The organism is bacterium, from assembly GCA_030655055.1.
Classification (GTDB): Bacteria; Edwardsbacteria; AC1; order AC1; family EtOH8; genus UBA5202.
This window is the reverse complement of record JAURWH010000011.1, coordinates 1-13,713: the sequence shown is the minus strand read 5'-3', so window position 1 is coordinate 13,713 and position 13,713 is coordinate 1. Positions and strand designations below refer to the sequence as shown.

The following is a 13,713-nucleotide window of genomic DNA, read 5'->3' as shown; positions in this document are numbered from 1 at the left end:
CCCCGCTAATTGCGGGGCGCTTTTCTTATGACCTGACAGTATCAAAAACAAATAACTAGGCCATGGCCTGCTTGCGTGACAGGCTGTACTTTCCGGTGTCGGGATCCACCTTGATCAGCTTGACCGTGATGGAGTCCCCTTCTTTGACGATGTCCTCCACCTTGTTGACCCGGGTCTTGTCCAGCTCGGAGATGTGGACCAGCCCCTCGGTGCCCGGCATGAATTCCACAAAGGCCCCGAAGTTCATGATCTTCACCACCCGCCCCTGGTAGATCCGGCCCATCTCGGCTTCCACCGTCATGGCCTTGATCTTCTCGAAGCAGGCCTGGGCTCCGCCCACATCGACTGAAGCGATGGTGACCTTGCCTTCGTCGCTGATGTCGATCTTGACCGAGAATTCCTCCTGCAAAGCCCGGATCATCTTGCCGCCGGGCCCGATTATCATTCCGATCTTTTCCACCGGGACGTTCAACGCCAGGATCCTGGGCGCATAGACCGAGATCTCGGCCTTGGGAACGGAGATGACCTTCTCCATCTCGCCCAGGATGTGCATCCGCCCCTGGTGGGCCTGGGTCAGGGCCTTTTCCAGGATGTCCTTGTTCAATCCCTGCACCTTGATATCCAGCTGCAGGGCGGTGATGCCGTCCTTGGTGCCGGCTACCTTAAAGTCCATGTCTCCCAGGTGATCCTCCAGCCCCATGATGTCGGAGAGGATGGCCACCCGGCCCTGCTCCATCACCAGGCCCATGGCGATGCCGGCCACCGGCGCCTTGATGGGCACCCCGGCGTCCATCAGCGAGAGCGAGGCTCCGCAGACCGAGGCCATGGAAGATGACCCGTTTGATTCCAGGATCTCGGAGACCACCCGCACCGTATAGGGGAAAAGGTCTTCCGATGGGATCACCGGGGCCACCGCCCGCTCGGCCAGGGCTCCGTGCCCGATCTCCCGCCGGCCCGGACCCCTGATGGGCTTGACCTCGCCCACTGAGAAGGGCGGGAAGTTATAATGCAGCATGTAGCTCTTGGAGTATTCCCCCTCCAGGTCCTCTATCCGCTGTTCGTCAGAGGCGGTGCCCAGGGTGGTCACCACCAGGCTCTGGGTCTCGCCCCGGGTGAAGATGGCCGAACCGTGGGTCCGGGGCAGAAACCCGACCTCCCCGGTGATGGGCCGGATCTGGGTCAGGCTCCGTCCGTCGGCCCGCTGGCCCTTGCTCAATATCCGCTCCCGCAGGTCGTGGCTCTGGATCTCCTCCACCATGGCGTTGATCTGCTTTCCCGTTTCCGGGAATTCGGTCAACAGGGCCTCGGCGGCGTCCTGGCAGATCTTCTTGACGGCGTCCTGCCGCTCTTCCTTGAGGGCAATGACATTGGCTGCCTGGATCTTTTCTGTGGTCAAGGCCTTGACCTTTTCCAGCAGGGCCTGGTTGACCGGGGCGATCTCCAGCTTGCGTTTGGGTTTTCCGCACAGTCCCACCAGTTCCTCCTGGAGGGCGATGATCTGCTTGATGTAATTATGCCCGAACTCTATGGCCTCGATGATCTCGGCTTCCGAAACCTCGCGGGCCCCGGCTTCCACCATGGTGATGGAATCCTTGCTGCCGGAGATCACAATGTCCAGCCGGCTCTGTTCCAGCTGCTGGAAGGTGGGGTTGATGACATACTGATTGTCCACCTTGCCCACCCGCACCGCGGCTATCGGCCCGTTAAAGGGAATGTCGGACAGCGACAGGGCGGCCGAGGCTCCGGTCAGGCCCAAAACGTCGGCATCGTTCTCCCGGTCGGCCGAGATGATCAGGCAGACTATCTGCACTTCATTCCGGTAGCCTTCGGGGAACAACGGCCTGATGGGCCGGTCGATCAGCCGGGCCGAAAGGATCTCCTTGTCCCGGGGCTTGCCCTCGCGCTTGAAGAACCCGCCCGGTATCCGCCCGGCGGCGTAGGCCTGTTCCCGGTATTCCACCGACAAGGGGAAGAAGTCAATTCCCTCCCGGGGCGAGTCGGATCCCACTGCGGTCACCAGCACCACGGTCCCTCCGTAGCGCACCGTCACCGAGCCGTGGGCCTGTTTGGCGATCCTGCCGGTCTCGATGATGAGCTTGCGGCCGCCGATCTCCAGTTCCTTGGTATGAACCATAAAACCTCCTTTTTTGTCCCAGGCTCCTTGAGTCTGGGCTTCTCCCGGCTTTTTTATCCGGGAGGAATTGTTCCGGTTAGGTTAATGACAAGGGGCGATTTTAACCGTAAAATCGCCCCCAGATTTTTACTTCCTTAAGTCTAATTTTTCCACGATGGCCCGGTACCTGGCGGCATGGCGCTTGATGAGATAATCCAGCAGCCTGCGGCGGCGGCCCACCATCATCAGAAGTCCGCGCCTTGTGGCGTGGTCCTTCTTGTTGGCCTTGAGGTGCCCGGTCAGCTGGTTGATTCGCTCGGTCAGCAGGGCGATCTGGACCTCGGGTGATCCGGTGTCGCTCTCGTGCTTCTTGTGGACTGTGATCACTTCCTGCTTCTTTTCCTTTTGCAAAGGCATGGTCTTTCCGTCTCCTAAAATATGGGTTGTTTTTGATACGCCGCAACCTGCGAAGAGGGGCAGGCAGGGCAAAGTTAAATGACCTGTAATTATACCCTATTTATGACCCGTAAGTCAACTGTAAAGGGAACCTTACAATCCCAGGGCGGCTGAGTCCAACACAATGGTCACCGGCCCGTCGTTCTGAATATCCACCAGCATCTTATCCCCAAAGCTTCCGGTTTTGACCTCAGCACCAGTACTTTTGAGTATTTTTACGAACATTTCATAGAGCTTTTCGGCGGTTACCGGCTCGGCCGAGTCGGTGAAAGACGGCCTCCGCCCCTTTTTACAGTCGGCGTACAGGGTGAACTGGGAGACGGCCAGCACCGAGCCCTTGACCTCCGAAAGAGATAGGTTCATCTTGCCGTCCTGGTCCTCGAAAATGCGGAGATTGAGGCACTTAGCGGCCATCTGCTCCGCAGTCGATTCAGTGTCCCCGTGGGTGAACCCGCAGAGCAGGCACAGGCCCGGGCCGATCTTCCCGATCACGGCGCCGTCAACTGTGACGCTGGCGGATGAAACACGTTGGATCACTAACCGCATAACTTTGGACCAATTTCTAATTACTAATTTCGAAACACTAAACAAATTATAATATCGAAGTTTCAAACTCAAAACAGTTTTGAGAATTGGGGATTCGAAATTGTCCCGCAGAAGCGGGATCCCGCCAACGGCGGTGATTTAGATATTAGGTTTTTAGTTTTTAGGGCTTGTCTGTTCCATTGCCCGACTTCAAAGCCCGGCATCTCAGTCATTGCTTGCCTGAGTGCCGGGCTTCTCCATCGTTTTAGCGCCTACTGGTGCTTGGCCACCACTTCCACCACCTCGGGAAAATCTATCCCATTGCGCTTCAGGGTCTCCAGAGTGGGGACGCCGTCGGCGGTCCAGCCCCGGCGCTTGTAGACCGCCTCCACCAGTTTCTGATAGCGGTCCTCCCGGTACTTGCGGTGCAGGGCCATTTTCTCCTCGGTGGATTTTCCAGCCGGGTCTATCTGCATCCAGTCCTTCAGCTGCTTGTCATAGCGCTCCTGGCGGGAATCGTATTCCTCTTTGGTGACCGGCCCCATGGCCCGGTAGGGCGGCTGGTCGTATTTCCTGACCCCCTTGCCCATTCTCAGGTCGAAGACCCGCTGGAACTGGTAGACCCGCTCCGACATTTTGATGATCTCCTCCTTGGTGATCTCCCGGCCGGTGACCCCGGAGAAAAGGTCGACGTAGTTCTGGACGTGCTCCGGCACCTTGGCCGCGTCCATGGGGGCGTTCTTGGTGCGGTTGTCCCCGGGCTCGATGTCGTTCCAGGGCAGTTTGCACAGGCCGTTCAGCCCGAACCAGGTGCGGAACATCGGAAAATAATACAGGGCCTCGGCCTTGTCCTCAAAGGTGGGGATCTGGTTGTTGACCATGTCCATGAAGATCACCCAAGCCTCGTCGTGCTGGGGGCCCTTGTTGGTGAGGTAGTAGCCGCCCTGCTGGGCCAGCGACTCTTTTGACATGTACTCCGACTGCTCCAGCCCCTTGCCCTCCAGCCCGATGTCCGTAAGAAAGGCGAAGTCCCCCCAGCCCTTGTCGGCGAAGATCCGCTTCATCCGCTGGACGCCCTGCCCGGCGATCAGGCCGAATCCCTCGCCCCGGGCCATCTGGTGCATCATCTCCATCTGGGATTCCCCGTTGCCCCAGGACAGGTCCAGTCCCCCGGTGCGCTCGGCATTTAGGATGCCCCTCTGCCAGCATTCCATCACAAAGCCAGTGATGGTGCCGAAGCTGATGGTGTCTATGCCATAGGTGTCGCAGTAGAAGTTGCATTCAATGACCCATAACGGGTCGAAGATCCCGCAGTTGGAGCCGCAGCCGGCCGCGGTCTCGTATTCCGGCCCGTCCACCACCACCTTGTGGCCCTTGTAGGGCCCGGTGCGCAGGGCAAACTCGTCCACCCCGTGGGCGCAGGCCATGGAACAGCCGTACCAGCAGCCATCCGGGATGCCCTGGGTGAACTGCTTGATCCAGGTGGTCTTGTCTATCTTGGGGGCATCCACGTGGCTGCCGTACTGGAAGTTCATCACCGGCAGCAGGTCGTAGGAGTTCATCACGCCCACGATGTTGGTGGTGCCCACCTTGCGCATCCCGCACATCTTGTCGTCGAAGTCGTGCATCTCCTTGTGCAGGCGGACCCCGGCCCGCTGGATCCGGCCCAGGTCGGCCGGATGGTTCATGTCGCCTTTCACCTGCGGCCCGTGAACGATCAGGGCCTTGATCTTCTTGTCCCGGAACACCGTGCCGATGCCGCCCCGCCCGGCCTGCTTCAGCCGGGTCACCTTGCGCCGCACGTCGTAGTAGCAGAAGTTGAGGCAGCCGATCAGCGAGTGCTCGGCGGCCTGCCCGGCCGAGGCCACCGACACATTGCGCAGGTCGGCCTCATCCGTGGCATATTCGTGGGTGAACTGCTCGGCCGCGATGTGCGAGTTGACCGACTCCAGCGGCGCCAGTTCGATGGTGACCCTGCCCTTGACCCCGTCCAGCACCACGATCACGTCCTCCTGGGCCTTGCCCTGGATCTCCAGGGCGTCGAAACCCGAGAACTTCAGCAGCGGCCCCAGGTAGGCGCCGACGTTGGAATCGATGGGGATGTTGGTGATGGGCGACAGGGTGACCACCAGCGACTTGCCGGCCCCCGGGTACTGGGTGATGCCGCAGATCGGGCCGGGGGAGATGATGATGTCGTTCTCCGGGTCGTTCCACTTGGTGGTGGGCTTGATGGCATCCCACAGGTATTTCAGGCCAAAGCCCCGTCCCCCGGTGAAGGTCTGCTTCATGGCCTCGTCGATCTTCTTCTCGGTTATCTTGAAAGTGCTCAGATCGACATGCAGGGAGCGGTTGTTGTAGCCCTTTTGGGGCAGGCTGGGGGTGAAGGCATATTCGGCCAGCACCTGGTGGGCCGCCTTCATCTTTTCGATGTCCTGGGTGTATTTGGTATATTCAAAGACCTTGTTCTCGTCCATGGTTCCCTCCTGGTTGGGGCACGATGCATCGTGCCCTTACTGTTATAAGATTACCGTTCTGCGATCTCCAGGGCTTTCTCGGGGCAGGCCTTGACGCAGGCCCCGCAGGCCACGCACTTGAAGGGCTCCCTCAGCTCGGGATGGGTCCGCATGGAAAGGGTGGGACAGTAGCCCACGCACATCAGGCAGCCCACGCACAGCTTCTTGTCCAGCATCACCACCCCCTGCTTGTTGCGCTTGAGGGCCACCACCGGACAGACCGGCATGCACTCCCCGCACTGGTTGCAGACATTGATCTCCAACTTTCCGTCCGCTTCCTTGACCTGGATGGCCGATTTGGACGGATCCTCGGTCTTGAAGAAGGTCTTGGAGCATATCTTCTCGCAGGCCCGCACCCCCTTGCATATGGCCGGACTGGTCTTGAGATACTTCATTTGGTTTGACCTCGTGTGGTTTATATGATTATTTTGGATTTTTCAGATATTGGATTTTCATTTTAGCATCAAACAGCCCCAAAATCAAGGATAAAAGATCTCAGAACTCCACCACCGCCGTGCTGTCGCTGGGCACAAACTCAAACCCCAGGTCCCTTGAAAGCCGGGCCAGGTTTGACAGCACGGCCAACCCTTCCGGCCCGGATAAAGGTGTGGGCTTAAAGAACACCCGGTTGTTGTCCACGCACAGCGGCACCAGTTCGATCCGTTTTAACCCAGTGGAATCGAACTCTGTTTTAAGGATCACGCTCTCGGTGCATTTCCGGCTGCGCGAGCCGAAGGCGAAATTCCCCAGGCTGTAGGCGATCAGTTTGCCCTGGTAAAGCTCCATCCCCTGGAGGATGTGGGGATGGTGCCCCAGCACCAGATCCGCCCCCTGGTCGATGCAGAAATGGGCCAGGGTCCTTTGATAAAGCTTGGTGGTGTCCATCAGCTCGGCCCCCCAGTGAAAGGAAACGACCACCAGGTCCGCCAGCTCCTTGGAGGTTTGAATGTCCTCTTTTATCTGGTTTTCGTAGGCCGGGGCGGTTCCGGCCTTCTGGGCCGTGGCCCAGAACTGGGTGGGATGCACCCGGGAATAGGAGAGAAAAGCCACTTTGATCCCGTTTCTTTCCACAATGGCAGGCTTCCTGGCCCCGGCCAGGGTCATCCCCGCCCCGCTGTGGGCTATGCCTAATGAATCCAACAGAACCAGCGTGGCTTTAAGCGGCTCCGGGCCATAGTCCATCATATGGTTGTTGGCCATGGCCACCACGTCGAAACCGGCTTCCTTTATGCCGGCGGCCAGCCGGGGCGGGACCAGGAAGGTGAACTTCTTGTCGAAAGCTTTCCCCTTGGTGCCGTAAGGCGCCTCCAGATTACAGACGGCGATATCTGCCTGTTGTATCAAGGACCGGGTATTGCTGAAGGGATAATCCGGCCCGCTGTCGTTGACCCAGGGCGCCATGCTCCCGCCGGTCATCACATCACCCACCGCCAGGATGGAAACCCTGCCGGAATCGCTCTGTGCCGAAACCTTTGCCAGGCTGATAAAAAACATAATGGTTGATAAAAACAGGATTTTCATTAAAATACCTTATGCAATATATTTTCCCTCTGTGTGTTTAGTGCCTTTGTGTCTCTGTGTCTTTGTGGCAAGGTGCCCCCGGCCATAAAAAAACCCAGTCCATTATACCATAAAATGAACTGGGAAAAAATACCTGGGACAAACAGGATCAAAACATCCGGGCGGCCAGGATATAGCTGGTGGGATCTTTGGGCTGTCCGTTGACCATCACTTCGTAATGCAGATGGGGCCCGGTCACCCGGCCGGTCTGGCCCACCAGAGCCACTACCTGCCCCCGGCTCACATTCTGCCCCACCGATACTTTGATGAGGGAGCAATGGGCAAACCTGGTGGTGATGCCGTACCCATGGTCCAGTTCCAGACAAAGGCCGTAGTTGTTGCGGTAACCAACGAACTTGACCGACCCGGCGGCCGGAGCCGCAATGATGGTCCCATCGGGGCCGGAGATGTCTATCCCCTCGTGCATTCTAAGCTCGCCCACCAGCGGGTCGCGCCGCACGCCGAAGGTGCTGATGATCCATCCCGGGGTGGGCTGGATCGAGGGAAGATGGTTCCACATCTCCTGTTTTTCGCTTAAGGCGGAAACAATGGCTTCAAAACTTTCCAGCTGCAGGCGGGCCTCCCGGTCCAGCTTCTCCAGGTCCTGCTGCACTGTTTGCAGGCTGGCGGCGGTTCCGGGGGTGATCCCCTCGGGCAATGGAGCCGGAGCAAAACCGCCCACCCCCACCCTCCGGACATCCGGGTCGATGGGAGACAGACCGGTCATCATCCGGACCTTGGAATCGAAGTTGACAAATTCGTTGATCTGGTCCTGCAATCCGGCCAGACTGTTCCCGAATTCCGAAACCTTGTCCCTTAATATCCGGTTCTCAAGTTTCAGGGTCTGCAGCATGGAGGCATCCACGAACTTGCCGACGTAGCCGGTGGTAACACCGACCAGGCCCAATACAATGAACACGGCTAAAACCGCCAGAGTCTTGGCCGCCCAAGTGGGCAGCCTTAAAGTGACGGTCCGGCCGCTTTGATGCGGTACGATTATCAGGGTTAGATATGTCTTGTCCTTGATGGCCATAAGTCTTTATTAAATGGAAAAATAGCTGAAAACCTAAATAGGCTTCAGGCCCAGTATAAAGATAGCATAAAAATGTAACGTTTGTCAAGCTAAATCTGGCGGTTTTACTGATACCCTACCACCCGGCCCGACTTGTTCTCCAATTTTACTTCGGGAATGGCCTTCAATCTGATCACGAACATGTACGACCAATTATTCTGGCTTTTGCTGCTGGAGAACCTGGCCTCCCAGCAATGAAGGTCCCGGAACAGGGAATAGTCCTGGGATATCATCTCGCCGGTCTTGATGTTATAGTAACGGTGGTAGCTGATGTTCCAGTTCTTGGTCAGGTTGAAATTGGCAGACCCGTTCAGGTCTGAACCTGAAACCCCCATATTTTTCAGCCAATTCTGACCGAACCCAAGATTAATGGACCAGGGCAGGCCCTTGGACGGGGCCTGGACCGGGGCGGGAACAGCAGCGGTATCAGTTTCAGCCCCCAAACTGTCGCCGCCCGGCAAGGGCAAACTGTCGGCCGGCCAGGCTTCTGGCCGGGCCAGTGTATCGGTTGGCATTACTGCGGCGGCGGAATCGGCGCTATCTGGTTTGGCCAGGACCGAGTCCTTGGGCTCAAGCCATCCCAGCCAACTACCGGAAAGTCCGTAACTCATGTCCAGCCTGGCCCACTGGTTCCTTTTCTGGTAAAAGTTGTATTCCCAGGAGAACTGGCAGTCCAAAGGACTGACATATGGCAGAACCTGGAGAAAACTGGTCAGACTGCCCCATTTGTCGCCCGTGGCCAGAAAATTGTAACTGGTGCCGGAGGATATTGTCAGCAGGTCTATCTTTTGTTCCGTGGTATCCTTTTTAAACTTAGCCTGGAACTGCTGGCTCAGGGAAAGACTCATTGATTTGCTCTCCCCCTGGCCTCCTCCCAAAAAGCTGTCGAACCTGCCCTGGTCTATCTTGGGAGAATAGGAGAATGAGGCCTGTGGTTTTACCACGTGACGCAGGGCCTTAAGTTTGCGGTCTCCGAAATCCAGCAAACCATAGAGGGTGGTACTGGCGCCCACCCCCCCGCTGTACAGCCAGCGCAGGGCGTTGCGGTTCTGGCTGGTGTCGCGGTCGTACCAGGTCCCCGATATTCTTGCGTTGGGATTCAGGTTTATCCAACGTAAAACATTGAAGGTGGCATCCAAATTGATGTTATTTTCCCATCCCTGGTGTTTTTCGGTCATCAGCGTATCCCGCTTGTCCGTAGCCAGAAAGTGGGAGGTCCCTGAAAATCCCAGCAAGCCCTTGATGATGTCCTTGCGGTAAAGGCTGACGGTGACTTCCGGCAACCGGCTGCTTTTGGTCTCAGTTTCCAGGTTGTTGTAGTGATCAACCGCCCCGGTCAGGCTGGCGATGGTGGACAAGGGGGTGTTGAGGGCCAGGTAGGAATGCAGGTTGCGGTCCATCCGGACGGTGCGGTTGTCGGAAAAATCGGTGTAATAATTCCGGTCGCTGACGAAATTGGCGTTGCCGTTTAGATAGGTCCTCTTGCCCAGTATCTGGCTGTATAATCCGTTCAGGCTCCAGCGCTGGTAACCGGTGTTCTGGTCGTTCTGGTAGGAAAAATTCAAAGTGGAGGAGAACCGGGGGGGCATCATGTAACGGGCCTCAAAATTGCCGCGCCAGCCGATGTTCTCCAGAAAATCGGCCGAGGCGGTGGCGTCTGATTGGTCGTTGAACACCTGGTAATAGGCCAGGTTCTTGACGAAGGCCCCCTCGTAGTTGTTGCTGCCGAACCGGGGCATCAAAAAGCCGGAATGCCGCTCCTTGCGCATGGGAAAGAACCAGAAAGGTATGGCCAGCACCGGGATCCCCTTAAAGCACAACAATACCGGCTGGGCCACGATCTTGTCATTAAGGTAGATCTTCATCTGCCGCGACCAGAAGTAAAAATGCGGGGTATCGCAGTCGCAGGTGGTGTATCGGCCCTGGTCTATGTTGAGCACCCGGTCGTCCACCTGGCGGACCCGGCGGCCCCAGTAGCGGCCCTTGTTGAAATCGGTGTTGCCGTTGTATATCCAGCCCAGCCGGGTCTTGAAATCATATACCATCCGGTCTCCCCTGATGGGCTCGTTGCCGTCATACAGCACCGGGCTTTGGTCCACCGTCAGCATCTGGTTCTTGGTGTCCAGGCTGATGCTGTCCCCGGTAACTTTTATCTCCTTGTATCGCACCTCAGCCTTTCCGGTCAGGCTGATCAGGCTCAGGTCCAGCCGGTAGTCTATCAGGTCGGCCTGGTAGCGGATGGCGGTTTTGGTGGTGTCGTCATTGGCCAGGCCCCATTCGTTGGAAACAGCTTTGGCGGTGGTGTCTTTTTTGGGTTTTACAGAATCCGGCAAGGCAGGATAATCTGTTGCGCCCGGACCGGCAGCCAGCGAGTCGGCGGCCCCTGTTTCTGCCGGAAGAGGAGAGGTTTGTCCCCATAGCAAATCCGGGGCGGCCGTCATGCTGAAGGCCGCCAAAAACAGAAACAGCGGCCAATACCCCAAGGGCCGCCGCCTATGTCTCCGGATTTTTATCATCGGTTGGGAAGAATATTTTGCTGGTTTATTATTTGTCCGCGATACCGGCATCGGCCCGGTACTCTTCTTTTATGGTAATAACAATCATCAGGGCCACCCCCACCATCACCGCGCTGTCGGCGATGTTAAAGGTGTACCAGCGGTCCAGGTAAAAGCCCGAAAATCTCAGGATCCCCGCCTGGAACGGGTGGATGATGATATCCGGCATGTCGCAGTCTATGAAGTCCGTCACCGCCCCGGTGCGGAACCGGTCCAGCATGTTGCCGGCCGCCCCGCCCAGGATGGAGCCGGTGGCCAATGCCGCCAGCAGGCTCCGGCTCTGGCTGCGGAGATAAAAATACACTATGGCGGTGATGGCCAAAAGAGACAGGGGCAGCATCAGGTAGCGGCTGAAGGGGCCGAAGGAAATGCCCATCACTCCGTTGCTGTTGGTGATATGGGTGAACTGCAGGGTCTGGCCCAGCACTTCATGGCTTTCTCCCAGGGCCAGGCGGGATTCCACCAAAAGCTTGGTCCAGCGGTCCAGCACGAACACCCCCAGGGTCACCGCTATTATGACGATGCGGTTGCGCAGTCGTAGTTCTGTCACAAAGGCCCCTTATTGTTCCTTGTTGCCGTTCTTGATCACCTGTTCGGCCTGGCGGCTGCATTTGATGCAGTATCGGGCGTAGGGCATGGCTTCCAGCCTGGCCGGATCCACCTCTTTGCCGCAGCTGTCGCAGATCCCGAACTTGCCATCCTTGGCCCGCATCAGGGCCTGGTCGATCTCGTAGAGCTCGTTGCCCTTGCTGGAGGCCAGGAACACGCTCTTTTCCTTTTCCATGGTGTCGGAACCCTGGTCGGCCGGATGATAGGAGGCCGAGGACAGGTCCCCGGAAGATTCCTTCTGGCTGGCCATCAGTCCCTCGCTTTTGATCTGAGCCAGTTCGGTGATGAAGCGCTTTCTTTCGTCCAGCAGGATGTTCTCGAATTTCTGCAGTTCTTTTTTGTTCATACCGGGTTTGATACCTCCTTAGGATTTTACCTGTTCTATGACTAAGTTGATGGGATGGCCGTTGATCTGCATCTGCTGCCCGGCTGTTTCCGGCGATCCCGTTTTTAGTTCCAGGGCCAGGGTCTCGTTCATGATATAGGTCTTGAATTTATTGATGGCCGCCGCCAGTTCTATATCCGTGTTGTATGTGACCGTGATCCGGTCGGAGACCTCAAAGCCGGATTCCTTGCGGATGTTCTGGATGCCGTGCACCAGCTCCCGGGCGCAGCCTTCGCCGGTCAGCTCCGGGGTCAAAGTGATGTCCAGAGCCGCCAGGTCCCCGCCTTCCTCCTTGACCATCAGCCCGGGCTTGGAGACGGCGGTGATCTCCGCGTCCCCGGTTTCGACCTCAAATTGTCCGGCCGGTATTTGAATGGAACATTTGCCCTGGGCTTTAAATGTTTTCACCTGCCGTCCGTCAAGTTTCAATATCTCCTCGGCTATGGCTTTGGCGTTGGGGCCGAACTTGGGACCCAGTTTGGAGACCAGCCCCTTGGCCCGGTAGTCCACCAGGCTGTCGGCGTCGGCCGCCTGCTCCACCGCCTTGACGTTGACCTCGTCCCGGATGATCTCCTGGTGCCTTAACACCGCTTCCCACCCGGAGGCCTGATCACCCTTGAACAAAAGCCGGGCCAGCGGCTGGCGGACCTTGAGCTTGGCCTCCTTGCGGGCGGCGTGGCCCAGCGAGACCACCTTGCGGACCACCGCCATCTCCTGGGAAAGCTTTTGATCTATCAGCTTTTCATCGGCCTGGGGGTAGGCGGTTAGATGGACGCTCTGGGGTACCGTGGCGTCAATTGACCGCACCAGGTTCTGGTACATCTCCTCGGCCCAGAACGGCATGATGGGCGACATCAGTCTTATCAGGGTCTCCAGGCAGGTGTACAGCGTCAGGTAGGCGGCCTCCTTGTCGGAGTCGGATTCCGATTTCCAGAACCGCCTCCGGGACCGCCGGACGTACCAGGTGGAGAGGTCCTCGGTGAATGCTTCCAGCTTCTTGCAAGCCGAGGCCGCATCGTAGTTGTCCAGATTCTGGCGGGTGTTCTTGACCAGCAGGTTCAGCTCGGAAAGGATCCAGTTGTCCAGCAGGGTCAGCTGGCATTTATCCAGGCTTTTCCCTTTAGGAACGAACCCGTCCAGCTTGGCGTAGGTGATGTAGAAGGAATAGACGTTGTGCAGTGTCAGCAGCTTGCGTTTGAATTCGGTGGCCATGTGGTAGCCGAAATTCAGATTTATCACCGGGTTCTGGCAGCAGAACACCCAGCGCATCAGGTCGGCCCCGATCTTGCCGGCCGCCTCGTCAAAGGGAATTGAGTTGCCGGCCGACTTGTGCATGTCGTCGCCCTTTTCGTCCTTGACCAGGGCGTGGCCCAGCAGGCATTCAAAGGGCGCCCGCCCCTCCAGCACCGTGCTCATGGTCAGGATGGCATAGAACCAGTTGCGGAACTGGCCGGGAAAGCACTCGGTGATGAACTCGGCCGGGAACCATTGCTGCCAGTACTCCCGGTTGGCCGGGTAGGCCTGGGAGGGATCGTAGCGGTACTTTCCGGATTTTTCCTTGCCGGGGGTATAGCACTTCTCCGGAGGCATCACCGTGGAGAACATCACGATACCGGCGTCCAGCCAGGGGTTGCCCACGTCGTGGATGCGGGCGGCGTCCTGGCCGCACTTGGAACACCTGACCCTGATCTCATCCACCCAGGGGCGGTGCGGGGTGTGGCCGTCGAATTTATCCCAGCCGGAGACGGCCCGGGCCTTAAGATCCTCGTATCCGCCTGCCACATCAAAGTTGCCGCAGGAGCACTGGAATATGGGCAGGGCCAGCCCCCAGTAGCGTTTTTTGGAGATGCACCAGTCACCCATGTTCTTCAGCCAGTCCAGCTCCCGGACCAGCCCGTAGTCCGGGATCCAGCGGGCCTGTTTGA

The 13,713-nt window shown here is 57.9% G+C and carries 11 protein-coding genes; all 11 read right to left on the bottom strand.

Annotation, left to right across the window (positions count from 1 at the left end; all coding sequences use genetic code 11):
• Positions 1 to 55: 55 nt before the first annotated feature.
• The gene (pnp, locus tag Q7U71_00295; protein ID MDO9390199.1) at positions 56 to 2,134 is read right to left on the bottom strand and encodes a polyribonucleotide nucleotidyltransferase; all 2,079 of its coding nucleotides are present in this window, start codon (positions 2,132 to 2,134) and stop codon (positions 56 to 58) included.
• A gap of 126 nt (positions 2,135 to 2,260) precedes the next feature.
• Complete coding sequence (rpsO, locus tag Q7U71_00290; protein MDO9390198.1) at positions 2,261 to 2,524, bottom strand: 30S ribosomal protein S15; 264 nt, start codon at positions 2,522 to 2,524, stop codon at positions 2,261 to 2,263.
• Positions 2,525 to 2,662: 138 nt separating this feature from the next.
• A complete protein-coding gene (gene dtd / locus Q7U71_00285) occupies positions 2,663 to 3,115 on the bottom strand; it encodes a D-aminoacyl-tRNA deacylase (protein MDO9390197.1) in 453 nt (150 codons plus the stop codon).
• Between the two features lie 251 nt (positions 3,116 to 3,366).
• Positions 3,367 to 5,568, bottom strand: coding sequence for an aldehyde ferredoxin oxidoreductase C-terminal domain-containing protein (locus tag Q7U71_00280; GenBank protein ID MDO9390196.1), 2,202 nt, complete (start codon positions 5,566 to 5,568; stop codon positions 3,367 to 3,369).
• A gap of 50 nt (positions 5,569 to 5,618) precedes the next feature.
• Complete coding sequence (locus Q7U71_00275) at positions 5,619 to 6,002, bottom strand: 4Fe-4S binding protein (protein MDO9390195.1); 384 nt, start codon at positions 6,000 to 6,002, stop codon at positions 5,619 to 5,621.
• 100 nt (positions 6,003 to 6,102) lie between these two features.
• On the bottom strand, positions 6,103 to 7,101 hold the full coding sequence (locus Q7U71_00270; GenBank protein ID MDO9390194.1) for a CapA family protein: 999 nt from the start codon (positions 7,099 to 7,101) through the stop codon (positions 6,103 to 6,105).
• Positions 7,102 to 7,276: 175 nt separating this feature from the next.
• On the bottom strand, positions 7,277 to 8,200 hold the full coding sequence (locus tag Q7U71_00265) for a M23 family metallopeptidase (GenBank protein ID MDO9390193.1): 924 nt from the start codon (positions 8,198 to 8,200) through the stop codon (positions 7,277 to 7,279).
• A 104-nt stretch (positions 8,201 to 8,304) separates the two neighbouring features.
• Positions 8,305 to 10,755 (bottom strand): LPS assembly protein LptD, encoded by a 2,451-nt coding sequence (lptD, locus tag Q7U71_00260; GenBank protein ID MDO9390192.1) that lies wholly within the window; start codon positions 10,753 to 10,755, stop codon positions 8,305 to 8,307.
• Positions 10,756 to 10,783: 28 nt separating this feature from the next.
• A complete protein-coding gene (locus Q7U71_00255) occupies positions 10,784 to 11,344 on the bottom strand; it encodes a signal peptidase II (protein MDO9390191.1) in 561 nt (186 codons plus the stop codon).
• A gap of 9 nt (positions 11,345 to 11,353) precedes the next feature.
• The gene (locus Q7U71_00250) at positions 11,354 to 11,749 is read right to left on the bottom strand and encodes a TraR/DksA C4-type zinc finger protein (protein ID MDO9390190.1); all 396 of its coding nucleotides are present in this window, start codon (positions 11,747 to 11,749) and stop codon (positions 11,354 to 11,356) included.
• Positions 11,750 to 11,767: 18 nt separating this feature from the next.
• On the bottom strand, positions 11,768 to 13,713 hold a 1,946-nt coding region (locus tag Q7U71_00245), incomplete at its 5' end, for a DUF5915 domain-containing protein (protein ID MDO9390189.1).